This window comes from Klebsiella sp. BIGb0149 (assembly GCF_004362605.1).
GTDB lineage: Bacteria > Pseudomonadota > Gammaproteobacteria > Enterobacterales > Enterobacteriaceae > Klebsiella > Klebsiella terrigena.
In genome coordinates, this window is sequence record NZ_SNYG01000005.1 from 24,541 (window position 1) to 48,072 (window position 23,532).

The window sequence follows — 23,532 nt, forward strand, 5'->3', positions numbered from 1 at the left end:
CATGCTTTCACGACGCAGGTTGTTAACTGCCGCCCTGCTGGCCCCCGCCCTGTCGTGGGCCAGCGGTACGCCGGTGCCGCAACGGCTGGCGGTGCTGGACTGGGGGCTGGCGGAGACGATCCTTGCCCTCGGCGTGACGCCGGCCGGCGTTTCGGCGCCGGTGTGGTATCGCAAGCTGATCCCCACCCCCGCCCTGCCGCAGGCGGTGCAGGACCTGGGGCTGCTGTTTCAACCCAATCTGGAAACGCTCTACGCGTTGAAGCCGGACGCCATCGTGATTACCCCCCAGCACGCTCTGCTCAGGCCGGCGCTGGAAAAAATCGCCCCTACCCTGACCTTTCCCGCCCACGGGCTGAGCGCGTTTATCGACTCCACGCGCCGGCTCGGCACTACGCTGCAGCGCCGGGCGCAGGCACAGAGCCTGCTCGCCCGCCTGCATCAGCAAATCGCCCGCGCCCGCGGCTGCGCGCAAGCCCTGCGCCAGCCGGTGATATTCGCCACCCCGGTCGACGCCCTGCACCTGCAGCTCTATACCGGCGGCAGCCTGCCGGGCGACGTGCTGGCAGCCTGCGGCATGCGCAACGGCTGGTCCGGCGGCGGCAGAGCGGAGGGCAGCGTGCTGATGGAGCTAACCCGCATCGCCACCCTCGACGCGCGGCTGATCCTGCTGGTGGCCGAAGATCGGCGCGACGCGGTGGCCCGCTGGCGGCAAAGCCCGCTCTGGCAGCGCCTGCCGCTGACCTCACGCTACCCGATCGGGCTGATCGAGCAGCCCATCAGCGACGCCGGGGCGCTGATCACCGCCGGGCGCTTTGCCGATATTTTCAGCCAGCTGATGGCGGGGTGGCGCGATGCCTGAACCCTTTTCCCGGCGTCTGTCGTGGGGCGTTATCGCCGCGCTGTGGCTGACTTCCCTGCTGCTGGCGGTCAGCGACGTGCTGCATCAGGGCGGATTTCATGCGCTATTCAGCGCGCAAAACGCGCGGCCGCAGGCGATTATCCTGCACGGCATGTGGCTTCCGCGCCAGGGAATGGCCATCGTCAGCGGCGCCACCCTCGGGCTGTGCGGCTGGCTGATGCAGCGCGCGTTGCGTAACCCGCTGGCGGAGCCGATGACCCTCGGTCTGACCTCGGGCGCAACCCTGGCGATGGGGCTGGCGTCGCTGTGGCTGCCGGCGCTGACCGGCGGGCCGCGAATGGCGGTGATTATCGGCGGCGAGCTGGCGGCGCTGCTGCTGGTGCTGCTCCTGAGCTGGCGCCAGCGTCTCTCCCCGCTGGTGATGATTCAGGCCGGCATGATGATCAACCTGTGGTGCGGGGCGCTGACGATGCTGATCGCGATCGTCAACGACCGCTTTCTGCTGACCGTCCTGATGTGGGGCGGCGGCTCGCTGGCGCAGGAAGATGGTCATCTGCTGCTGGCGCTGCTGCCGTGGCTGGCGCTCTGCGCGCTCCTGCTGGCCCTGCTGCTGCGCCCGCTGGAGCTGCTGCAGCTGCCGGAAACAATGGTCAGCGGCCTCGGCGCCTCGCCGCTGCGCATTCGCGGCGCCGCGGTCGCGCTGGCGCTGGCGCTGAGCGCGCTGATTATCAACGCCGTCGGGGTGATTGGCTTTCTCGGCCTCGCCGCGCCGCACCTTGCGCGCTTTGGGGGCGCCCGCACCTCGCGCCAGCTGATGCTGCACAGCGCGCTGACCGGCGCCGGCCTGCTGTGGTTTACCGACCTCTGCGTATCAAAGGTCTCGCTGTTCAACGGCCAGCTGCTGCCGGTGGGGATGCTGACCGCGCTAACCGGCGGGCCGCTGCTGATCCTGCTGGCGCGCCACGCCCGCCAGCACGGGATTGATACCTCCCCGCCGCCGCTGGCTCCGGCGCAGCCCGCCGGTCGCTGGATCCCGTGGGCGGCGGCCCTGACCCTGGCGGCGGCCGTCGTGATTTCGCTGTTCCTCGGCCACGGAATAAGCCACTGGCACTGGGCGACCCGCGGCGAGCTGGCGCAGCTGCTGCCGCTGCGGATCCCCCGGCTGCTGGCGGCCATCAGCGCCGGCGCCCTGCTGGCCGCAGCGGGAGTCCTGATGCAGCGGGTCAGCGGCAACCCGCTGGCCAGCCCGGAAGTGCTGGGCATCGGCGGCGGCGCGGCGATGGGGGTGACGGCCTATATTCTGCTGTTCCCCACCCAGGGCAGCGCTTTTTTGCTGCTCAGCAGCCTCGCCGGGGCGCTCATCAGCCTGCTGCTGACGATGTGGAACAGCCGCCGCAGCGCCTTTAATCCGCAGCGGGTATTGCTCAACGGCCTGGCGCTGAACGCCCTTTGTCAGGCGGCGGTGAGCATCGTGATGCTCAACAACCTTGCCGCCAGCGCGGTGCTGCTGCCGCTGATGACCGGCAGCACCTACTACATCAGCGCCCCGCTGGCGCAGGCGCTGTTTATCGCCACCCTGCTCCTGCTGGCGCTGGCACCGCTGTTTCGCCGTTGGCTGGTGCTGCTGCCGCTGGGCGGCGTCGCCGGTTCGCTGGGCGTTTCCCTGCCCCGCGCCCGGCTGGGCGTGCTGGCGCTGGCGGCGGTGATGACCGGACTGGCGACCCTGCTGGTGGGCCCGGTGTCGTTTATTGGCCTGCTGGGGCCGCATCTGGCGCGCCGGCTCGGCGTCAGGGGGCCGCTGGCGCAGCTGTACGCCGCGGCGCTGCTGTCGGCGGTCATTATGACGGTCGCCGACTGGCTGGGGCGCAACGCGCTCTATCCGCGCCAGCTGCCGGTTGGGCTGGTGGCATCGCTTATCGGCGTTCCGCTGCTGGTCTGGCCGCTGATCCGCTCCAGGGCCCATCGTTAATTCGCATAACGCATTGTGAGTAATGAATAAGGAATTTCGCATGTCGGTGTTGTTGGTTTTGTTTCGAATGGTCGGCGGCTGGCTGCTGCTGGCGGTGGTCGCCGGGCTGATTAGCGGCTTTAGCAACGCCTCGCTGCTGGCGATGATTAACCACAGCCTGACGCTGCCGCAGACGGCGAGCTGGCTCGGGCCCGGCGTCCAGTTTGCGCTGCTGGCGCTGCTGATGCTGGCCACCCGCGTCATCTCGCAGACCACCTTTATGTACCTCGGCCAGAAGGTGAAGGCCCGCCTGCGCAGCGAGCTGACCCGCCAGGTCAGCGAAACCCGCTGGCTGCAGCTGGAGAAGTCCGGGATGAGCAAAACGATATCGGTGCTCACCCAGGACCTCGACACCCTGGTGGTGTTTTTCGTCAGCCTGCCCAACCTGTTCATCTACGGCGCGGTGATCGCCGGCTGCCTGATTTATCTCGCCACCCTCTCCGTCAGCGTTCTCGGGCTGGCGCTGGCGGCCATCGCCCTCGGCAGCCTCGGCTACCGCGCCGCGCACGGCCGGGCGATGGGGCTGCTGCGCCAGTCGCGGCTGCGGGAGGATACCCTGATTCAGCAGTGCAAAAAGCTGTTCGACGGCGGACGCGAATATCGGCTTAACGCCGACCGTCGCCGCCGCTTCGTCGCCGGCGAGCTGGCCGATAACATCGAGGCCGTGCGCCAGCAGCGCACCCGCGGCTACGTGCTGTACGGGCTCGCCACCAGCTGGGGCAGCATTTTGTTCTTCGCTTTTATCGGCCTGGTGCTGTTCGGCCTGCGCGACCTGCTGACGCTGGAGCCGGCGACCATCACCGGCTACGTCATGATATTTCTGTATATGATTGTGCCGGTGGAGGGCGTGCTGTCGTCGCTGCCGACCCTCGCCAGCGCCAGGGTCGCGCTGCAGCGGGTGCAGCAGCTGCGCGAGGATCTGCCGCCGGAGCAGCCGCAGCGCCCCTTGCCTGCGGAACCCTTTCGCTCCCTGGCGCTGGAAGCCATTCGCTATCAATACCGGGGGGAAGACGGGGAAAGCTTCACCCTCGGCCCGCTCGATATGCGCTTCACCCCGGGGGAGCTGGTGTTTATCGTCGGCGGCAACGGCAGCGGTAAAACTACCCTCGCCAACCTGCTGGTGGGGCTCTATCCGCCGGATAGCGGCGCGATCGTGCTTAACGGCCGCGCCGTCGCCGGCGACCAGCAGGAGGGGTATCGTCAGCTATTCTCGGCGGTATTTAACGACTTTTTCCTCTTCGACGACGTGGCGTTTGTCCACGAGCGCACGGCGGAGCAGGTTAACCATCTGCTGCGGCTCCTGAAGCTGCAGCACAAGGTCCGCTTTGCCGGGGGACGCTTCTCAACCACCGCCCTGTCGCAGGGGCAGCGCAAGCGGCTGGCGCTGCTGCAGGCGTGGCTTGAGGAGCGCCCGCTGTACCTGTTCGACGAGTGGGCGGCCGATCAGGACCCGGAGTTTAAGGCGGTGTTTTATCTTGAGCTCCTGCCGATGCTGAAGGCCGAGGGCAAAACCATCGTCGCCATCACCCACGACGATCGCTACTTCCACCTCGCGGACCGCATCATCAAGCTGGAGTCGGGGCGGATCGTATAGGTGCCTCAGGGCTGGCGCCTGGCGCGCGCGCCGAACAGCAGCGCCGCCAGCGCCGCCATCACCGGAACCAGCGAGCCCCAGAGCACGGCATTCCAGCCGAAGAGGTTCATCAGCGCGCCGGAGGCGAAGGCCCCCACCATCATCACGCCGAAGACGATAAAGTCGTTCAGCGACTGCACCTGGGTTTTCTCTTCCGGACGGTGGAAATCCATAATCTGCGTCGAGGCGCCGGTGAAGCCGAAGTTCCAGCCGATGCCCAGCAGAATGAGCGATACCCAGTAGTGCATTACCTCGGTGCCGGCCAGCCCAACCAGCACCGACAGCGCGAGAAGCGCCAGCCCCGCCGCGTTAATGCGCCCGGCGCCGAAGCGGGCGATAAGCCTGCCGGTAAAAAAGCCGGGACCGTACATCGCCACCACGTGCCACTGAATGCCGAGGTTTGACGCCTGCTGTGAAATCCCGTGCAGGTGCATGGAGAGCGGCGCGGCGGTCATCAGGAAGTTCATCACCATATAGGCCACCGCCCCGCTGAATACCGTGCGGGCAAACCCCGGCTGGCGCACGATCTCCCCGAGCGGGCGGCCGCCGCTCTTCGCCTGGGCTACCGGCTCTGCGGACTTGACCCCCAGCAGCACCAGCGCCGACACCGCCGCCACCGCGCCCTGGGCAAGAAAGGTCATGGCGAAGGTATGCGCTGGCCACAGGTTCATCGTCCCGGTCACCAGCATCGGGCCAATCACCCCGGCGGCCACGCCGCCGCCCATCACCAGCGACAGCGCCCGGGCGCGACGCTCGACGCCGACGCCGTCGGTGGCGGCAAAGCGAAACGAGACCGCCACCGCCGCGTAGGCGCCGCCCAAAAATGCCGCCACGCAGAAGAGCCAGAAGGAGCCGGTCACCACCGCCAGAGCGGCCAGCAGGCCGGTCAGAACCCCGGCGCCGGTACCCAGCATAAATACCGCCTGGCGCCCGCGCTTTCTGGCAAGAAAGCCAAAGGGTAAAATGCAGGCCGCCATCCCGAGGACGAAAATGGCGATCGGCAGCGTGGCAAGGGCGCGATCCGGGGCAATGGCGTTGCCGACAATCGCCCCGGTGGCGTAAAAGACCACCGAGTTGGCCCCCGCCAGCGCCTGGGCGGTCGCCAGGCGGATGATATTGTTGTTCTGTTGCCTGACGGGCAGGGTTATCTCAGCGTTCATCAATTCTCGTTATCCGGTTTCGCTGCGCAGCGTGTAAACAGCCACTTTACCCGGCAACGAGACAATCGCCACCGCCTATTCGTGAATTTTCCACTTCTGCTTGAGCACATTTTTATCCTGGCTATCCAGCCAGCGGTTGACCTTCTCCAGCAGCGGCTGATTATCCTTTTTCATCATGTAGACCTTAAAGCTGGCGGTTCCCGGGAAAGGCTGCTCGTTGGCGACGCAAAAGACCCCGGGCTCTTTGTTCTGGTAATAGATGCCCTCAATCAGGTCGGTCACCATCATGTCGGCGGTTTTCTGCCGCAGCGCTTCAAGGTTATCGACGTTGTTTTTCACCCGGATAATCTGCGCATGTTTAATATGCGCATCGACGTAGCTTTGGTTGGTACCGCCGGGGTTCACAATCACCTTCACGTTCGGCCGATCGATTTTTTCGAGGCTCCCCAGCGCCGGCGCCGCCATGCAGCTGGCGAGGGCAATTTTGCCGTTGGCAACCACCGGATGGCTGAGGGCGAAATCTTTCGCCCGCTCCGGCGTCTCGGTGACGCCGCCCATGGCGATATCAAACTTATCGGCCTGCAGATCGCCCGACAGCGTCGGCCAGCTGGTCTGCACGAACGTCACCTTAAGCCCTAGCTTCTCGCCAAGATCTTTGGCCATATCAACGTCATAGCCGAGCAGCTCGCCGACGCCGTTATGAAACGCCAGCGGGGCGTAATCTCCCGGCACGCCGACCTTCAGCTCGCCGCTTTGCTGAATTGTTTGCATATCACGTGCCAGGCTGCTGCAGGCAATGCTCGCCAGCGCCAGGGCAATACAAACCTTAACCTTCATACCATCATCCTTATTAATTAGTCAGTTATGTTAATTGTGCGCGCCCGTTGCCCGCCGTTTTTCTCTATTCGTTCGCGGGCATTAATGACAGCTTTGTTAACCATATGTTTTCTTTTTGTGATGCACAACCAGGAAATGTTGCACCTTCTTTGTGCATATTTTGCTGAAAATCTACGCTCATAGTTCGCCTGCCTCCACTCTTTTCCCCGTCATACCGCAAACGACGGTGTTCCGTAATAGATGGCATGCATCGTGCTTTGTTATCTGAGTAACAGCGCAATGATTTATGAGAACCCAATATCACCGGGAGTGAGGATGAACGAGAGTAGCGACGAGCTGTTTCGCACCATTGAAGCGACCTTCAGCCAGCTGACGCCTAGCGAGAAGCGCATCGGCAGCTGGCTGCTGAGCCATCGTCAGCATATCCCCTTTGAGACCGCGGACAGCATTGCCCAGGCAACCGGCACCAGCGGGATCACCGTCGGACGCTACCTGCGCAAGCTGGGCTACCGCAACCTCGATGATGTTAAAAACAGCCTGAAGGATCGCGCGCCGGTGCCCTATAGACACTGGGGCGTCATCGATCGCCTCGACTCCTGGGCGCAGCAGCAGGCGCAGCCCGACCGCGCCAGCCTGTCGCTGCAGATGGAGCTCGACGCTATCCGCTACGTCTACCAGCTGGCGCAGGAGGAGACCTTCGCCCGCATCAGCGAGCGGATTGCGCGAGCCGACGCGGTGATTGTGATCGGCATCCAGTCCACGCGCGGTCTTGCCAACACCTTTTTTAGCCACCTCGAATATCTGCGCCCGCGGGTGACCTACGCCGACGGCAGCTCCGGCAGCTGGCTGGAGGCGCTGAACTCCGAATATGAGCATCCCTACGTGGTGATCACCGATACCCGCGCCTACTCCAGCACCGCCCGCCAGTTCTGCCGGGTGGCCGCAGAGCGGCGCATCGCCACCGCGCTGGTGACCGATATCTGGTGCCCGTGGGCCCGCGACTATCCGCTCGATCTGCTGCAGGTCAAAACCGATACCGGCCACTTTTGGGATTCGCTCGCGCCGATCGGCTGCCTTTTCAACCTGCTGCTCTCGGCGGTGGTCGAGCGGCTCGGCCCGTCGCTGTCGCAGCGGCTGGCCGAGAACCGGGCGCTGCAGCAGGAGTTTGGTCAATTTGAACGTGAATAAGCGCCTGCTCGCCAGGCTCCAGGACAGGAAATAACAGATGAATCAGCAAGTCACCCTGGTCGATATCCGCGCGCGGTTTCCGGCGCTGGCTATCGATCTCAAGTACGCCAGCGCCGATAACATTACCGGCCAGCCTATCTATGCCGAAGCCCGCTGCCTGCTGCACCCGGACGCGGCGGCGGCGCTGGAGAAGTCTCTGCGCATCGCCCGCCTGGCGGGCCTGCATCTGCAGGTTCTCGATGCCTATCGTCCGCAGCAGGCTCAGCAGCTGCTGTGGAACGCCTGTCCGAACCAGGACTATGTAGTGCCGATTGCGCTGGGGTCGAACCACAGCCGCGGTACCGCTATTGATGTGACGTTAATCGATGAAAACGGCCAGCCGCTGGATATGGGCACCGCCTTCGATGAGATGGACGACCTGTCCCACCCTTACCACCCGGCGGTTCCCGCCGCCGCTCAGCGTAACCGCCTGCTGCTGAACGCCGTGATGTTTGGCGGCGGCTTTAAGGGTATTTCCACGGAATGGTGGCATTTCGAACTACCGGACGCGGCCGGTTATCCGCTCCTTGATGATGTTTTTGCCTGCCTGGCTCCCGCTAAGACTGACGGAGTAATTCCATGAAAAAGATGCGTACCCCCTTAACCGGTTTTCGTCCGCTGCTGCTGGCCGTCGCGCTGGCCGCCGCCGTTGCGCCGGCCTATGCCGCGGTCCCCAAAGATATGCTGGTGATCGGTAAAGCCGCCGACCCGCAGACCCTCGATCCGGCCGTGACCATCGATAACAACGACTGGACGGTCACCTACCCGGCCTATCAGCGGTTGGTGAAATACAAAACCGATGACGGGAAAGGTTCGACGGACGTCGAGGGCGAGCTGGCGGAGAGCTGGCAGGTCTCCGATGACGGTAAAACCTGGACCTTTACGCTGCACAAAAGCATGCAGTTTGATGACGGTTCGCCGGTGACGGCCGAGGCGGTCAAGCTCTCGTTCGAACGCCTGATGCGCATTAAGCAAGGTCCTTCGGAAGCCTTCCCGAGCGGGCTGAAAATTGATGCCGTCGATCCCACCACGGTCCGCTTCACCCTGCCGGAGCCATTCGCCCCGTTCCTGCACACCCTCGCCAACGACGGCGCGTCGATCGTCAACCCGGCGGTGCTGAAGGCCAACGCCGCCGACGACGCCCGCGGCTGGCTGGCGGAGCACACCGCCGGCTCCGGCGCCTATATGCTGCAGCGCTGGCAGAAAGGCCAGCAGCTGGTGCTGGTGCCCAACCCGCACTACGCCGGCATTAAGCCGGTCTTTAAGCGGGTCACGGTGAAGATTATCGGCGAAAGCTCCGCCCGCCGCCTGCAGCTGACCAAGGGCGATCTGGATATTGCCGACGCGCTGCCGGTAGACCAGTTCGCGGCGCTGAAAAAAGAGGATAAGGTCGCGGTGTATGACTATCCGGCGCTGCGCGTCACCTACCTGTACCTCAACAACAGCAAGGCGCCGATGAATCAGGTCGATCTCCGCCGCGCCGTCTCCTGGGCCACCGACTATAAAGGGATGGTCAACGGCATTCTCGGCGGCAACGGCAAGCAGATGCGCGGCCCGATCCCGGACGGCATGTGGGGCTATGACGCCAGCGCCATGCAGTACTCCCTCGATATGGACAAAGCCAAAGCCGCGCTGGAAAAAGTGGCGGATAAGCCCAAAACCCTGTCGTTCCTCTACTCCGATAATGACCCTAACTGGGAGCCTATCGCCCTCTCCACCCAGGCGAACCTGCAGGCGCTCGGTATCCCGGTGAAGCTCGAAAAGCTGGCTAACGCCACCATGCGCGAGCGGATTGGCAAAGGGGATTACGACATCGCCATCGGCAACTGGAGCCCGGATTTCGCCGACCCCTATATGTTCATGAACTACTGGTTTGAGTCGGATAAGAAAGGGCTCCCGGGCAACCGTTCATTCTACGAGAACCCGCAGGTTGACGCCCTGCTCAAGAAGGCGGTCTCCACCGCCGATCAGGCGCAGCGAACCGCGGATTATCAGGCAGCGCAGAAAACGGTGATCGATGAGGCCGCCTACGTCTATCTGTTCCAGAAAAACTATCAGGTGGCGATGAACAAAGAGGTCAAAGGCTTCGTCTTTAACCCGATGCTCGAGCAGATCTTCAATATTGCCGAGATGCACAAATAGCAGGCCGCACCTTAACCTTGTGATGCCGGGCAGCCATCGGCCCGGCAGAGGACGTCATGATGAGTTTCTGGGGTTTACTACGACAACGCAGCTGGGGGCTGATCCTCGTCGTCGCCGGCGTATGCGCGATCACCTTTATTATTTCGCACCTTATTCCCGGCGACCCGGCGCGGCTGCTGGCGGGCGATCGCGCGAGCGACGAGATCGTGCGCCATATTCGCCAGCAGCTGGGGCTGGATTTACCGCTCTGGCAGCAGTTTTTACACTACGTCAACGCCCTGCTGCACGGCGATCTCGGCACCTCTATCCGTACCGGGCGCCCGGTGCTGGAGGATCTGAAAACCTTTTTCCCCGCAACGCTGGAGCTGGCGATATGCGCGCTGTTTATCGCCCTGGTGGTCGGCATTCCGCTCGGCGTGCTCTCGGCGGTGTACCGCAACCGCTGGACCGATCATCTGGTGCGCCTGATGGCGCTGACCGGGATTTCCACCCCGGCGTTCTGGCTGGGGCTGGGGGTGATCGTTCTGTTTTACGGCAAGCTGAACTGGCTGCCGGGCAGCGGACGCCTTGACGACTGGTTTGACCCGCCGACCCACGTGACCGGTTTCTACCTGATCGACTCGCTGCTGGAAGGCAACCTTGAGGTGTTCTTTAACGCCTTTCAGCATCTGATACTGCCGGCCACCACCCTGGCCTTCGTCCACCTGGGAATTGTTGCCCGCCAGATTCGCTCGGCGATGCTGGAGCAGCTCAGCGAAGATTACATCCGCACCGCGCTGGCCAGCGGCCTGCCGAAGTGGACCATCGTGATGCGCTACGCGCTGCCCAATGCGCTGATCCCCTCGGTCACCGTGCTCGGCCTCGCGCTGGGGGACCTGCTGTACGGCGCGGTGCTGACCGAAACCGTCTTCGCCTGGCCCGGGATGGGCGCCTACGTGGTCTCCTCCATTCAGGCGCTCGATTTCCCGGCGGTGATGGGGTTCGCCGTGGTGGTGTCGTTTGCCTACGTGCTGGTCAACCTGCTCGTTGACCTGCTCTATTTGTGGATAGACCCGCGTATGGGTCGGGGAGAAAGCTAAGTGATGATGACCCAGGAAAGCCCCGCTGTCGGCGTGAAAATCAGCCGCAGCCACGCGTGGAAACGCCGCCTGTGGCTGGTACGTAAAAGCCCGCTGACGCTAATCGGCGGCGGCATTATGCTGATCATGCTGTTCCTGATGATCTTCTCCCCGTGGCTGGTGCCGCACGATCCTAACGCCATCGATCTCACCGCCCGCCTGCAGGCGCCGTCGGCGATCCACTGGTTTGGCACCGACGAAGTGGGCCGGGATCTGTTCAGCCGGGTGCTGATCGGCAGCCAGCAGTCGATCGCCGCCGGGCTGGCGGTAGTGCTGATCGCCGGGATCGGCGGCTCGCTGCTGGGCTGCCTCTCCGGCGTGCTGGGCGGACGCAGCGACGCGCTGATCATGCGGCTGATGGATATCATGCTGTCGATCCCTTCGCTGGTGCTGACGATGGCGCTGGCCGCGGCGTTAGGCCCGAGCCTGTTCAACGCCATGCTGGCGATCGCTATCGTGCGGATCCCCTTTTACGTGCGCCTAGCGCGCGGGCAAACGCTGGTGGTGCGCCAGCACAGCTTCGTGGAGGCCTCCGTCACCTTCGGCGCCTCCCGCTGGCACCTGATTAGCTGGCATATCCTGCGCAATGCGCTGCCGCCGCTGGTGGTGCAGGCTTCGCTGGATATCGGCAGCGCTATTCTGATGGCGGCGACGTTAGGCTTTATCGGCCTCGGCGCCCAGCAACCGACCGCCGAATGGGGGGCGATGGTGGCCAACGGTCGCAACTATGTTCTCGACCAGTGGTGGTACTGCGCCTTCCCCGGCGCCGCCATCCTGATCACCGCCGTCGGTTTTAATCTGTTTGGTGACGGGATTCAGGACTTACTGGATCCGAAGTCCGGAGGACGCAGCTAATGAATAATCGGGTTTTAACTATCGATAACGTCCGCTTAAGCTTCCCCGTCTATCAGGGCGCGGTGCACGTCCTGAACGCCGTTTCCCTGCATATCGACCGCGGCGAAATCGTTGGCGTGGTGGGCGAGTCGGGTTCGGGGAAATCCGTTACCGCAATGCTGGCGATGCGCCTGCTGCCGCCGGAGAGCTATCAGATCCACAGCGGTCAGGTGACCCTGATGGGCAATGATATCCTCGGCGCAACGGAAAAAGAGATGCGCGCTATTCGCGGCCGCAGGGTGGCGATGATTTTCCAGGAGCCGATGACCGCCCTGAACCCGACGCGGCGGATTGGCAAGCAGATGGTGGACGTTATCCGCCAGCACCGTCCGCTCTCCGCCCGCGAGGCGCGCGCCAGGGCGGCGGCTCTGCTGGCGGATATGCAGATCGCCGACCCGCAGCGGGTGATGGAGCGCTACCCGTTTGAGCTCTCCGGCGGAATGCGCCAGCGGGTGATGATCGCCATCGCCTTCTCCTGCGAGCCCGATCTGCTGATTGCCGATGAGCCGACCACCGCCCTGGACGTGACCGTCCAGCGCCAGGTCCTGCGCCTGCTAAAACAGAAGGCACAGGCCACGGGAACCGCGGTGCTGTTTATCAGCCACGATATGGCGGTGGTTTCCCAGGTCTGCGATCGGCTGTACGTGATGTACGCCGGGGCGGTTATCGAAAGCGGTTCGACCCCGCAGGTGCTGCATCATCCGCTGCATCCCTACTCCGTCGGCCTGCTGAACAGCGCCCCGGATAACGGCGAACCGCGATCGCTACTGCAATCGATTCCCGGCACGGTGCCCAACCTCGCGCGCCTGCCGGGGGGCTGCGCCTTTCGCGAACGCTGCTTCGCCGCCGGCGAGGGCTGCGGGACGGTCCCGCTGCTGCGACCGATAGAACACACCGAACAGCAGGCGGCCTGCTGGTATCCGCAACGGGAGAACGCCCATGTCTGACAGACTATTAACGCTGAGCGATGTTCATCTTAACTTCCCGGCGCGCAAGAACTGGCGCGGTAAGGTCGTCGAGCGCGTCTATGCGCTAAACGGCCTCGATATGACGGCCTATCGCGGCGAAACCCTGGGTATCGTTGGCGAATCCGGATGCGGCAAAAGCACCCTCGCCAGGCTGCTGATGGGCATGCTCAAACCCTCTTCCGGCCGCTTCGATCGCGGTGGGGACTCCGCCACCGGGCGCGACGCCGGCAGCATGCAGATGGTCTTCCAGGATCCGCTCTCCTCGCTGGATCCGCGCCTGCCCGTCTGGAGGACCATCACCGAGCCGGTGTGGATCCAGTCCCGGCCCGGCGAGAAGGCGCGGCGCGCGCTCGCCGAGCGGCTGGCGCTGCAGGTTGGGCTACGTCCGGAGTATCTCGACCGCCTGCCGCACGCCTTTTCCGGCGGCCAGCGCCAGCGCATTGCGATCGCCCGCGCGCTGTCGGCGAAGCCGGATATTATCGTGCTGGATGAGCCCACCTCGGCGCTGGATATTTCGGTGCAGGCGCAGATCCTCAATCTGCTGGTTGAGCTGCAAAAACAGCAGAACCTGACCTTCGTGCTGATCTCGCATAACGTCTCGGTGGTGCGTCATATGAGCGACCGCGTGGCGGTGATGTATCTCGGGCAAATCGTCGAGATGGGCGAAGCGCGCCGGGTCCTCGACGCGCCGTCTCATCCCTATACCCGTCTGCTGATGGATTCGGTGCCGCGCATTGGCATGCCGCTGGGCGACGCCCCGCGCAACACCGAGCTGCCCGGCAACCGGCATCTGCCGGAGGGCTGCTATTTTCGCGAGCGCTGCCCCTTCGCCAGCGCCGGCTGTGAAAAGCCGCAGCCGCTGCGCCCGCTGGCCAACGGCTGCGCCGCCCGCTGCTGGAAGGCGGAAAGCCTTGCCTGCAGCGGCGTAAACTAAAAAAAACCGCCACCTGAACACAAGGTGGCGGTTTTTATCTGCCGGTCACAGGGCGGCGCGGCAGATATTCAGTTAAAACAGTCCTAACGGCGCGGTACCGTAGCTCACCAGCAGGTTTTTCGTCTGCTGGTAGGCGTTCAGCGCCATTTTGTGGGTTTCGCGCCCGACGCCGGACTGCTTGTAGCCGCCAAACGCCGCGTGGGCCGGGTAGACGTGGTAGCAGTTTGTCCACACGCGGCCGGCTTTAATCCCGCGCCCCATGCGATAGGCCAGGTTAGTATCGCGCGTCCAGACGCCGGCCCCGAGGCCAAACTGGGTCTCATTGGCAATCGCCAGCGCTTCCGCTTCATCTTTAAAGGTGGTGATGCCAATGACCGGGCCGAAAATCTCCTCCTGGAAGCTGCGCATATCGTTGCGCCCCTTGATCAGGGTGGGCTGAATATAGTAACCGTTATCCAGCTCCGCGGTGATGCTGGCGCGCTCGCCGCCGGTGAGGATCTGGCCGCCTTCGTCGCGGGCAATTTTAATGTACGACAGGATCTTGTCGAACTGCTGGCGCGAGGCCTGGGCGCCGATCATCGTATCGGTATCAAACGGGTCGCCGCGGCGAATCTGCGCCACTTTCGCCATCACCCGCTCCATAAACGGCTCGTAGATCGATTCATGAATAAGCGCCCGCGATGGGCAGGTGCAGACTTCGCCCTGGTTGAAGAAGCCCAGCACCAGCCCCTCCACCGCCTTCTCAATAAACTCGTCTTCGCCGTCCATCACGTCGGCAAAGTAGATGTTTGGCGACTTGCCGCCGAGCTCAACGGTGCAGGGAATAATATTCTCCGCGGCGCAGGCCATAATATGTCGGCCTACCGGCGTCGAGCCGGTGAAGGCGATTTTCGCGATCCGCTTGCTGGTCGCCAGCGCTTCGCCGGCCTCCTTGCCGAATCCCTGCACCACGTTCAGCACGCCCGGCGGGAAGATATCGCCGATAATTTCCATCAGCAGCGTAATGCTGAGCGGCGTCTGCTCTGCCGGCTTGAGCACCACGCAGTTGCCTGCCGCCAGCGCCGGCGCCAGCTTCCACGCCGCCATCAGCAGCGGGAAGTTCCACGGGATGATCTGCCCTACCACGCCCAGCGGCTCGTGGAAGTGATAGGCCACGGTGGTTTCGTCGATCTCGGCGGTGCTGCCCTCCTGCGCGCGCAGGCAGCCGGCAAAATAGCGGAAGTGATCGACCGCCAGCGGCAGATCGGCGTTGAGGGTTTCGCGAATCGGCTTCCCGTTATCCCAGCTCTCCGCTACCGCCAGGTACTCGAGGTTTTTCTGGATGCGATCGGCAACCTCCAGCAGCAGATTAGAGCGCTGCTGGACCGACGTTTTTCCCCATGCCTCTGCGGCGCGGTGCGCGGCATCGAGGGCAAAATCGATATCTTTGGCATCGGAGCGGGGAAATTGCGCAATGTCGCTCCCGTCCACGGGGGAGGTATTCATAAAGAATTCGCCGCCGAGCGGCTCGACAAACTTGCCGTCAATATAGTTGCCGTAGGCGGATTTAAGTGTCACTAACGCGCCCGGGGTGCCAGGATGAGCATAACGCATTGCAATCTCCTTCTTGTAGGGTTGAGGCGCAGCGGCGTATTGGTTTTTTGCTGTTGCCTGCTGCAGCAAGGCTATTGCAGGGGTTATGCCAGTTTTATCGCACTTTAAAATAGCAAATAAAATCAGCCAATTAACTTTCACCCCTGGTCGACGTCTCACATTCTGCGGCAGCGATGTTTGCTTCTGTGTCGCAAATCGCAACACATAAGAAACCGTAAAGCTACAATGTTGCAACATAACTCAGCCGACCATGAGGTGCTCCGTGCAAGGAAACCCGTTTACCCTCGCCCCGGAGGAAACAGCTAATCCGCTGCTCAGCGATTCGTGGTTTCGCAGCCAGCTGTATGGCCTGCAGCCCACGACGGATGACTTCCCGCGCCTGCGCTCCGGCGAGCTGGCGGATCTGCTGGCCAGCCATAGCGGGCTGCAGCAGCTCACGCAGCCGGTGGTTGGCGCCCTGTCGCGTAAAGTCGCCGACCTGCAGTCGGTGGTGATCCTCTCCGATGCCAGCGGCCTGGTGCTGCAAACCTTCGGCAATATGCACGCCTTGCAGAAGGCGCAGAGCTTTGCCCTCGCGCCGGGAAATTTATGGAGCGAGAGCGGCCGCGGGACTAACGCCATCGGCACCGCGCTGGCGATTGACGACAGCTGCGAAATTGACGGCCGCCAGCATTTTCTTACCAGCAACCAGGATCTCTACTGCGCGGCCATCCCCATTCAGAGCCCTGACGGGCAAATTGCCGGCGTGCTGGATATTTCCGGGCCGGCGCATTTCCCCCATCCGCATACCCTGGGATGGGTGAAAGAGGCGGCTAAACAGATCGAGTATTTATGGGTAAAACAGAGCCTGCACCCGCAGCAGTGGCTGATGAGCCTGCACTCGCAGCCGCAGAAGCTCGACAGCGTTGAGGAGCTGCTGCTGGTCTTTTCCGATAACGTTCTCACCGCCGGCAACCGGCTGGCGATGCGCGAGCTGGGGCTCGGCAGCGAGCAGCTGGGCCACATCACCTTCCAGCAGCTCTTTCCGCTGCTGACGCAAACCGCGGTCAGCGTTCCGCTGCCGCTCACCGTGCGCCGGCAGGGCTATTACTACCGGCTACGCGCCCCCACCCGCAGCGCCGTGGCGGTGTCGGACCCGCCCGCCGTCGACCTTCCCTTCGCCGGACCGCGCGAAGGGGAAAAAATGGTGCGCCTGCTCAACGCCGGCATCGCGCTGTGCATTGAAGGTGAAACGGGGTGTGGGAAAGAGTACGTCAGCCGTACCCTGCACCAGCATAGCCGCTGGCGCAGCGGTAAGTTTGTGGCCATCAACTGCGCCGCCATTCCCGAATCGCTGATTGAGTCAGAGCTCTTTGGCTATCAGCCGGGGGCCTTCACCGGCGCCAGTAAAAACGGCTATATCGGTAAAATCCGCGAGGCCGACGGCGGCGTGCTGTTCCTGGATGAGATTGGCGATATGCCGATGCTGCTGCAGACGCGGCTGCTGCGGGTGCTGCAGGAAAAAGAGGTCACTCCGCTCGGCGCCAGCCAAAGCACCCCGGTTAACTTCGCGGTGATCTGCGCGACCCACCGTAATCTGGCCCAGCGCGTCGCCGACGGTGAGTTTCGCGAGGATCTGTTCTATCGCCTGCGGGAATTTGCCCTCGCCATTCCGCCGCTGCGCGGCTGGCCGGCGCTGCCGGCGTTTATCCAGCGGCTATGGCAGGCGCTCGGCGCGGGGCAGCGTCGGGTGCAGCTGTCGCCGGAGCTGCTGGGCAACCTCGCCCGCCAGCCCTGGCCGGGCAACGTGCGCCAGCTGCAAAGCCTGATGAAGGTCCTGCTGGCGCTGGCCGACGACGGTGCCCGCCTCGAGGTTGACGATTTGCCCGCAGAGTACCGGGCAGCGGCGGCACCCGCCGCGCCGCGCGGGCTGCAGCAGCACGATAGCCAGCTGATTGCCGATACCCTGACCACCTACAACGGTAACGTCAGTAAGGCGGCGCAGGCGCTGGGCGTGGCGCGCAGCACGCTCTATCGCCGGGCCGCGCGATCGGGACGAAATTAATCCTCTGCGGGGCCCCGCGCCCCGCCAACGACGCAACATACCGCCATCCGCGCTGGCATCATGCGCCCCTTTATTTTAGAATAAGCTAAATTTAGACAATACTAAAATAAAGAGATGAACACGCCACAAGAGCTGCAGGTCAGCGCCGGGGAAGCCGCGGCCCTGTTAAAAGCAATGAGCAACCCCAACAGGCTGATGATTCTGTGCATGCTTTGCGACGCGCCGCACGCCAGCGCCGGCGAGCTGGCGCGGATCACCGGCCTGAGCCCCTCCGCCACCTCACAGCATCTGGCGCGTATGCGCGACGAAGGCCTCATCGACAGCAGGCGCGAGGCGCAGCGCATCCATTACTTCATCACCGATCCTGCCGTACAGCAGATTATCGCCACGCTGAAGGCCATCTATTGCCCTTAAGGAGCCGTCATGACTATCACCGCCCTTTCTCCCGAAGAAGCCCGGACGCAAATCGCCCGGGGCGCCAGATTAATTGATATCCGCGACGCCGATGAGTATGCCCGCGAGCACATTCCCGACGCCGAGCTGGTCCCGCTCAGCGCCCTGAACGGCGGTGCGACGCTGCACGCCACCGCCGATGAGACGATTATTTTCCACTGCCAGGCCGGCTCGCGGACGCAAAACAACGCCATTCGCCTGCTGGCGGCCGCCGCTCCGGCGCAGGTCAGGCTGCTGGCCGGCGGCATTCAGGCCTGGAAGGCGGCGGGCCTGCCGGTCGCAGAAGATAAATCGCAGCCGCTGCCGCTGATGCGTCAGGTGCAGATCGCCGCTGGCGGGCTAATACTTCTCGGCGTGGTGCTGGGATACGGCTTCGGCAGCGGCTTTTTCCTGCTGAGCGCATTGGTTGGCGCCGGGCTGACCTTCGCCGGTATCACCGGCTTTTGCGGCATGGCGCGGCTGCTGGCGGTGATGCCGTGGAACCGACGCTGATATCTACCCCCTCAGGTCAGTTGTCGCATGCCGTTCGGCTGAGCTATGGTTAATATCCGCAATCGCGACGCAGGGTCACGGCAGGTAGCAGGATGAGGCGTCGGATTATTCATACAGAGGAGAGAGAGAATGTATTCACCTGGCGATCTGGTACAGCCGCGAACGGGCGGTCCAAAGCTTAAAGTGGTGGCCGTCAACGACGATCAAATTGTCGCCGTGCAGGCCAGCAACGAGCAGGGCGAGAAATTTACCCTCAAAGCGGTCGACGTTACGCCCTATACCGAAGACGGCGATTTCGGCGTTTGCTGATATTTACGGTGGGTCACCCCACCGTTATTTCCCCTGCCGCAGAGAGCCTGCTGCTGCGGGATAAATATTAAATCAGGAAGCTCTCGAGAGTTTTACCCGCGGAGATGGCCCGGGCGATCGGCTTCGGCATACGACCCTGGCCGGTCCAGGTTTTTTCCAGACCGTTAAAATCGATAAAACGATATTTTGCCGGGCGCGGCCGCCGCGCTTTCGTTCCCCGCGAGGTCTTCTGGCCCAGTAGCTCATCAGGCGTAATGCCATCGGCCATCATCAGCTCCAGCCAGGTGCTAATTTTTTCCTGATATTCAGCTCTCTGCGCATGGTCAGCCTGCTGCCGGGTACGTTTTTCTTCAGTGACGATCCTGAGCTTTTCCAGCATATCGTCAAGAGCCTCAATGGAGAATTCACGCGTCATGGCCCGCAGCGAGCGGATATTATTCAGTTTCTGTAACATTAAAGACATAAATTTTCAAAAAACTCCGGATAACTAATAAAACAAAATTACGTAGCCATATTAATAGCTGAGATTATTTATTACCACCTTTAATATCCCCGTATAAATATAGAAAGATAATCCTGTTGTGAATTCATTTATACACGACCCAGGCGGCAGGCTTTTACGGGCCGGGTTCAATATAGCGCCAGCCGCTGCGAGTTATTCAGATTAGCGTAACGGCAAACCTCCTACTGAAATTACTCTTCAGGGCGCTTCGATGCGCAACAGGAATATCCCTGAGCCGCACGTCTGCTCCGTCATGCGCATATAGCGGGGATGCGTAAAGCCTTAGCATAATATCGCCAGCGGCGAAGCGCGCTACGTTGACCGGTGCCTGCATAAGCATTCATTAAAGACGAATGAAAAAAAATAACCGTAACAGTACATTATGCTGATTTATACGCCATTATCCGCCAAATAAATCTAAAAGTGATGAGCGTCACGCTTCTCTGCGAAGATCGCGCTGACTAAGGAGTCACCTATCGGCATTATCTTTTCCGCAACACAACCATAACAACACCAAGATATTGATAATTAACAATAAAAATGATATCCAGCATAAAACTAACGAAACGCTCAGCGAACAGCCTTCCACAGAGTATTTTATAGACAAAAAGCCATTAAATAAAAATTTGCAGCTAGTTGCCACCTTAAAGCCAGAGATATAACCTACTCACATCATTACAGGCAGCCCAAAAACGCTATAACAGCGCGCATTTTTTGGCGTAACAGACTTTATTTTCGAGGAGCATACCGATGTTCTCTGCGCAGTCCCGCTTGCGTCATGCGGTAGCAGACACCTTTGCGATGGTCGTGTACTGCACCGTCGTAAACATGATGATCGAGATTTTCCTCTCCGGAATGACTTTTGAGCAGTCGTTATCGTCACGTCTGGTCGCTATTCCGGTAAACATTATTATTGCGGTGCCCTACGGTTTTTATCGCGACCGCGCGATGCGCCTGGCGCGCCATATCAGCCCCTCGGGCTGGATGAAGAATGTTGCCGACGTTGTCGCCTATGTGACCTTCCAGTCGCCGGTGTACGTCGCGATTCTGTTTGTGGTGGGTGCCGACTGGCATCAGATTGCCGCGGCGGTGAGTTCGAATATCGTCGTTTCAATGCTGATGGGCGCGGCGTATGGCTACTTTCTTGATTACTGCCGCCGCCTGTTCCGCGTCAGCGCCTATCGCCAGGCCAAGGCCTGAGCCGATGACCAACCAGCGACTGGCCCGCGCCAGTCGCTCACTGCATCCACTTCCTTGTTATCATCCCCCAGCGGCAATTTGCCCGCACGTTAATGCGCAAATCCGCCGGTTAACTGTGGGTTAACTATGGGACATCGTCGGCTGCGCTTCGCCAAATAAGCCACTCAGAAAGCGCTCAAGCGCAATACGTGAGCTGAATCCGTGTGGAATACCATAATGCTGCTGCGCATCGCCGGCTAAATAGAGCGGGAACTGCTCGTAATGATCGCAGGTCTTGATATCCGAAGCGGGGTCCGCCAGCGTATTGCTGCGCTCTTTCAGCGCCGGATGAATAATTAAAGCGGTACGCCCCATGCGCGCTTCGCGGTTCACATAAACATAATTATCGCCACGGCGATAGCCGTACGCTTTTTGCGTCACAACATCCATGGTGAAGCCGGCTTTTTCAAGAACACGCGCCACCTCATCGGGTCTTAAATACATACTCATTCCTCGTTATCTTTTACCGCACATTTACCTTACCTTATTCTTGATTGGCAGGGCTTTCGGAAAATTCCAGAAACCACGATTTAAAGCATAATTCAAAATCTTGTCCTACACTTAATTGCTCTACCCTAAATAATTCTGGTTGCAATACGACAGCAGCGTAGGCACAACCTCAAGTATGGCGGGTATCGATGATATTAAGGGAGAAATCAATGGCCAACCGTGTGAATCGCAACAATGTAGATGAAAGCGCTGAGGATATTCATAACGATGTCAGCCAATTAGCGGATACGCTGGAAGAAGTGCTGAAATCCTGGGGCAGCGATGCAAAAGACGAAGCGGACGCTGCGCGCAAAAAGGCGCAGGCATTGCTGAAAGAGACCCGCGCACGCATTAACGGTAACAACCGCGTACAGCAGGCCGCGCGTGACGCCGCCGGCTGCGCCGATACCTACGTGCGTGACAAACCCTGGCAGAGCGTCGGCGCTGCCGCCGCCGTTGGGCTATTTATTGGCGTATTGCTGAATTTACGTCGATAATATAAACGTACGACGAAGATAACAAATACGCGTCAACCCCTGTATGCCGTCGGTATGCAGGGGTTTTTTATTTCTCACCGCCGCGTACGGCCTGCCCGAGCTGACGCACGAGATCAGCGGCCATCTCCGGGGAGGTCAGATTGGTAAAACTCACCAGCAGCCCTCCCTCACCGCGGCTCTGCATCCGCCAGTCGCTCAGCGCCTGAACGTCCAGCCCGGCCTCTCTTGCCCGCCGCGCCAGCTGCCGGTCGTCGCCGCACGTCGCAATCACCAGCTGAATGCCGCCCAGCTGCGGAACCACCGCAAAGCCGGCGGCCGCCAGCGCCGACTCCAGCCACTGACGGCGCAGGGCGTAGCTGGCGCGCATTTTTTTCAGATGGCGCCAGAAATGCCCCTCCTGAATAAAATCGGCCAGCGTCTGCTGCCACAGCGTCGGCACGCTGCAGCTCATCAGCTCCGCCTGGCGACGAAATGCGGCAACCTGCGGCGGGGGAACCACCAGCCACGCGGCGCGCAGCGCGGGAAAGAGTGATTTGCTGAACGTTCCGCAGTAGATCACGCGCTGCGGGGCATCGAGGCTTTTCAGCGGCGGCAGCGGCTTGCCCCGATAGCGAAATTCGCTATCGTAATCATCTTCGATAATCCAGCCGTCGTTTTGCGCCGCCCAGGCCAGCAGCTGCCTGCGCCTCTCAAGCGAGAGCGCAACGCCGGTCGGGCTTTGGTGAGCGGGCGTCAGCAGCGCGAAGTGCGCCTTTGGAAAGCAGCGCAGCGCGTGCGCTACATCCATTCCTTCATCATCGACCGGGACCGGATTAATGACCACATTTTGCCCCGTGACCACCGGACGGATCAGCGGAAAGCCGGGGTCTTCCATCCACATGGCCTGCCCGGGCCGCGCCAGGGTGCGCAGGATCAGCGTCATCGATGCGGCATAGCTGCCGGTCACCAGCACCTGCTCCGGCTGGCACTCAATGCTGCGCGAGAGGCGGAGATAATCGACAATCGCCCGGCGCAGGATCGGTTCACCGCAGGGCTCTCCCGGCGCCAGATCGAAACGGGTTTGCGTGCGCAGCCGTCGGCCCATCACCCGCGCCCACAGGCCGCGCGGGAAAAGATCCAGCGCCGGCAGGCCCATTTTAAACGGCAGGGGCGCTGTCGGCTCGCTGCCGGCCGCCAGACGCGTCGGCGCCGCCTGCTGCGGGCTGAGGCGCTCGCTGACGAAGGTTCCCGCCTGGCCGCGCCGCTCAAGCCATCCCTGAGCCACCAGCTCACCCCAGGCATTTTCCACCGTCGCCCGGGATACGCCGAGCTCCTGAGCGTAGACCCGGCTGGCGGGCAGACGGCTGCCCGGCGGCAGCTCGCCGCGCTCAATGGCGGATTTCAGCTGCCGGGCGATACGCTGATAGTGTGGCGCTTTTTTGGCTTCCATTATGGTCTGCTTTTTTCATTAAAATATGGCTATCTTTTGCAGTCCATTATAGTGCTATTTTGGCTGCCGTCTTAGAGACTATCTCGCCCGACGTCGCCGTTGACGTCCGCCCGGGCCCGCCGCGGGATCCCGTGCAGCCTAAGGGATAGCTCTTCATGTGGAGAGAAAAATGAACACACTGCGTCAGCCCTATAACGAACTGAGTCCGGAAGTCTATAACGCGCTGGTACAGGCGAAAGTTGCGCTGGAAAAAAGCGCGCTCGACGGCACGCTGCTGGAGCTGGTTTACCTGCGCGTTTCGCAGATTAACGGCTGCGCCTTCTGCCTCGAGATGCACAGTAAAGCGCTGAGAAAATCCGGCGTCGCCCAGGGCCGCCTCGACGCGCTGGCCGGCTGGCGGGTAAGCGCTCACTTTGATGCCGCGGAGCGCGCGGCGCTGGCGTGGGCCGAATCGGTAACCCACATCGCCAGCAGCCATGCGGAAGATGAGGTTTATCTGCCGCTGCTGGATCATTTTAGCCCGCGTCAAATAAGCGATTTAACCTTCGCCATCAGCCTGATGAACGCCTTTAATCGCCTTGCCGTCAGCATGCGCCTGTAGTTTTACGCCCGGCCGCCCCCGCCCTCACGGGATCGCTCCCTGGGGGTTTTTCTTATTTTAAAACGCTATATATTGCGTGGTTGAACTTTTTGACAACTACATCT

At 61.8% G+C, this 23,532-nt stretch carries 23 protein-coding genes; 17 read left to right on the forward strand and 6 right to left on the reverse strand.

From position 1 onward, the window contains the following. Position 1 precedes the first annotated feature (1 nt). Genes EDF75_RS17415 through EDF75_RS17425 form a run of 3 tightly spaced genes read left to right on the forward strand, consistent with a single transcriptional unit; the run spans position 2 to position 4,461 of the window. A complete protein-coding gene (locus EDF75_RS17415; RefSeq protein WP_133600305.1) occupies positions 2-859 on the forward strand; it encodes an iron-siderophore ABC transporter substrate-binding protein in 858 nt (285 codons plus the stop codon). Beyond that, positions 852-2,828, forward strand: coding sequence for a Fe(3+)-hydroxamate ABC transporter permease FhuB (gene fhuB / locus EDF75_RS17420; RefSeq protein ID WP_133600306.1), 1,977 nt, complete (start codon positions 852-854; stop codon positions 2,826-2,828). The genes EDF75_RS17415 and fhuB overlap by 8 nt, the downstream gene beginning before the upstream one ends. A 40-nt stretch (positions 2,829-2,868) precedes the next feature. Next, complete coding sequence (locus tag EDF75_RS17425) at positions 2,869-4,461, forward strand: cyclic peptide export ABC transporter (RefSeq protein WP_133600307.1); 1,593 nt, start codon at positions 2,869-2,871, stop codon at positions 4,459-4,461. Between the two features lie 5 nt (positions 4,462-4,466). Here EDF75_RS17425 and EDF75_RS17430 read toward each other — a convergent pair whose 3' ends face one another. Together EDF75_RS17430 and EDF75_RS17435 are read right to left on the reverse strand one after the other, a co-directional pair. Next, positions 4,467-5,660 (reverse strand): MFS transporter, encoded by a 1,194-nt coding sequence (locus EDF75_RS17430; protein WP_133600308.1) that lies wholly within the window; start codon positions 5,658-5,660, stop codon positions 4,467-4,469. A 75-nt stretch (positions 5,661-5,735) separates the two neighbouring features. Continuing rightward, positions 5,736-6,497, reverse strand: a complete 762-nt coding sequence (locus tag EDF75_RS17435) for a transporter substrate-binding domain-containing protein (RefSeq protein WP_123552135.1) — start codon at positions 6,495-6,497, stop codon at positions 5,736-5,738. Positions 6,498-6,812: 315 nt separating this feature from the next. Here EDF75_RS17435 and EDF75_RS17440 point away from each other — a divergent pair, with 315 nt between their 5' ends. The 7 genes from EDF75_RS17440 to EDF75_RS17470 are packed head-to-tail and all read left to right on the forward strand — an operon-like array spanning position 6,813 to position 13,780. Beyond that, positions 6,813-7,685 carry a MurR/RpiR family transcriptional regulator gene (locus EDF75_RS17440; RefSeq protein WP_133600309.1) on the forward strand — a complete coding sequence of 291 codons (873 nt, stop codon included), beginning with the start codon at positions 6,813-6,815 and terminating at the stop codon, positions 7,683-7,685. A 37-nt stretch (positions 7,686-7,722) separates the two neighbouring features. Further along, entirely contained in the window at positions 7,723-8,307 is a 585-nt protein-coding gene (ddpX, locus tag EDF75_RS17445) for a D-alanyl-D-alanine dipeptidase (RefSeq protein ID WP_133600310.1), read from the forward strand. Positions 8,308-8,312: 5 nt separating this feature from the next. Then, the gene (locus EDF75_RS17450) at positions 8,313-9,866 is read left to right on the forward strand and encodes an ABC transporter substrate-binding protein (protein WP_133600572.1); all 1,554 of its coding nucleotides are present in this window, start codon (positions 8,313-8,315) and stop codon (positions 9,864-9,866) included. 59 nt (positions 9,867-9,925) lie between these two features. Further along, positions 9,926-10,945, forward strand: coding sequence for an ABC transporter permease (locus tag EDF75_RS17455; protein ID WP_133600573.1), 1,020 nt, complete (start codon positions 9,926-9,928; stop codon positions 10,943-10,945). After that, positions 10,946-11,839 carry a D,D-dipeptide ABC transporter permease gene (gene ddpC, locus EDF75_RS17460; RefSeq protein WP_123708519.1) on the forward strand — a complete coding sequence of 298 codons (894 nt, stop codon included), beginning with the start codon at positions 10,946-10,948 and terminating at the stop codon, positions 11,837-11,839. Beyond that, positions 11,839-12,825: an ABC transporter ATP-binding protein gene (locus EDF75_RS17465; RefSeq protein ID WP_133600311.1), complete on the forward strand. Its 987-nt coding sequence runs from the start codon at positions 11,839-11,841 to the stop codon at positions 12,823-12,825. The genes ddpC and EDF75_RS17465 overlap by 1 nt, the downstream gene beginning before the upstream one ends. Then, entirely contained in the window at positions 12,818-13,780 is a 963-nt protein-coding gene (locus tag EDF75_RS17470) for an oligopeptide/dipeptide ABC transporter ATP-binding protein (protein WP_133600312.1), read from the forward strand. Before EDF75_RS17465 ends, EDF75_RS17470 begins: the two co-directional genes overlap by 8 nt. 72 nt (positions 13,781-13,852) lie before the next feature. On the opposite strand, the gene exaC is transcribed toward EDF75_RS17470, so the two are convergent. Next, positions 13,853-15,373 (reverse strand): acetaldehyde dehydrogenase ExaC, encoded by a 1,521-nt coding sequence (gene exaC / locus EDF75_RS17475; protein WP_133600313.1) that lies wholly within the window; start codon positions 15,371-15,373, stop codon positions 13,853-13,855. 262 nt (positions 15,374-15,635) lie between these two features. On the opposite strand from exaC, the gene EDF75_RS17480 reads away from it, so the two are divergent. The 4 genes from EDF75_RS17480 (at position 15,636) to EDF75_RS17495 (ending at position 18,671) form a co-directional block, all read left to right on the forward strand. After that, positions 15,636-17,417, forward strand: coding sequence for a sigma-54-dependent Fis family transcriptional regulator (locus EDF75_RS17480; RefSeq protein ID WP_133600314.1), 1,782 nt, complete (start codon positions 15,636-15,638; stop codon positions 17,415-17,417). Between the two features lie 114 nt (positions 17,418-17,531). Next, positions 17,532-17,831: an ArsR/SmtB family transcription factor gene (locus EDF75_RS17485; protein ID WP_045857754.1), complete on the forward strand. Its 300-nt coding sequence runs from the start codon at positions 17,532-17,534 to the stop codon at positions 17,829-17,831. 9 nt (positions 17,832-17,840) lie between these two features. Then, a complete protein-coding gene (locus EDF75_RS17490) occupies positions 17,841-18,362 on the forward strand; it encodes a rhodanese family protein (RefSeq protein ID WP_133600315.1) in 522 nt (173 codons plus the stop codon). A 129-nt stretch (positions 18,363-18,491) separates the two neighbouring features. Continuing rightward, the gene (locus tag EDF75_RS17495) at positions 18,492-18,671 is read left to right on the forward strand and encodes a hypothetical protein (protein WP_128877381.1); all 180 of its coding nucleotides are present in this window, start codon (positions 18,492-18,494) and stop codon (positions 18,669-18,671) included. A 67-nt stretch (positions 18,672-18,738) separates the two neighbouring features. Here the strand turns inward: EDF75_RS17495 and stpA are convergent, their stop codons facing one another. Next, positions 18,739-19,134: a DNA-binding protein StpA gene (stpA, locus tag EDF75_RS17500; RefSeq protein WP_133600316.1), complete on the reverse strand. Its 396-nt coding sequence runs from the start codon at positions 19,132-19,134 to the stop codon at positions 18,739-18,741. Between the two features lie 789 nt (positions 19,135-19,923). Here stpA and alaE point away from each other — a divergent pair. After that, a complete protein-coding gene (alaE, locus tag EDF75_RS17510; RefSeq protein WP_041146844.1) occupies positions 19,924-20,373 on the forward strand; it encodes an L-alanine exporter AlaE in 450 nt (149 codons plus the stop codon). 120 nt (positions 20,374-20,493) lie between these two features. Here the strand turns inward: alaE and EDF75_RS17515 are convergent, their stop codons facing one another. Next, positions 20,494-20,856: a DUF2002 family protein gene (locus EDF75_RS17515; RefSeq protein WP_041146845.1), complete on the reverse strand. Its 363-nt coding sequence runs from the start codon at positions 20,854-20,856 to the stop codon at positions 20,494-20,496. A gap of 215 nt (positions 20,857-21,071) precedes the next feature. On the opposite strand from EDF75_RS17515, the gene EDF75_RS17520 reads away from it, so the two are divergent. Beyond that, positions 21,072-21,398: a DUF883 family protein gene (locus tag EDF75_RS17520; protein WP_041146846.1), complete on the forward strand. Its 327-nt coding sequence runs from the start codon at positions 21,072-21,074 to the stop codon at positions 21,396-21,398. Positions 21,399-21,465: 67 nt separating this feature from the next. Here EDF75_RS17520 and pdxR read toward each other — a convergent pair whose 3' ends face one another. Beyond that, positions 21,466-22,827 carry a MocR-like pyridoxine biosynthesis transcription factor PdxR gene (gene pdxR / locus EDF75_RS17525; RefSeq protein ID WP_133600317.1) on the reverse strand — a complete coding sequence of 454 codons (1,362 nt, stop codon included), beginning with the start codon at positions 22,825-22,827 and terminating at the stop codon, positions 21,466-21,468. A 169-nt stretch (positions 22,828-22,996) separates the two neighbouring features. Here pdxR and EDF75_RS17530 point away from each other — a divergent pair, with 169 nt between their 5' ends. Next, positions 22,997-23,428, forward strand: a complete 432-nt coding sequence (locus tag EDF75_RS17530) for a carboxymuconolactone decarboxylase family protein (protein WP_133600318.1) — start codon at positions 22,997-22,999, stop codon at positions 23,426-23,428. Positions 23,429-23,532: the final 104 nt, after the last annotated feature.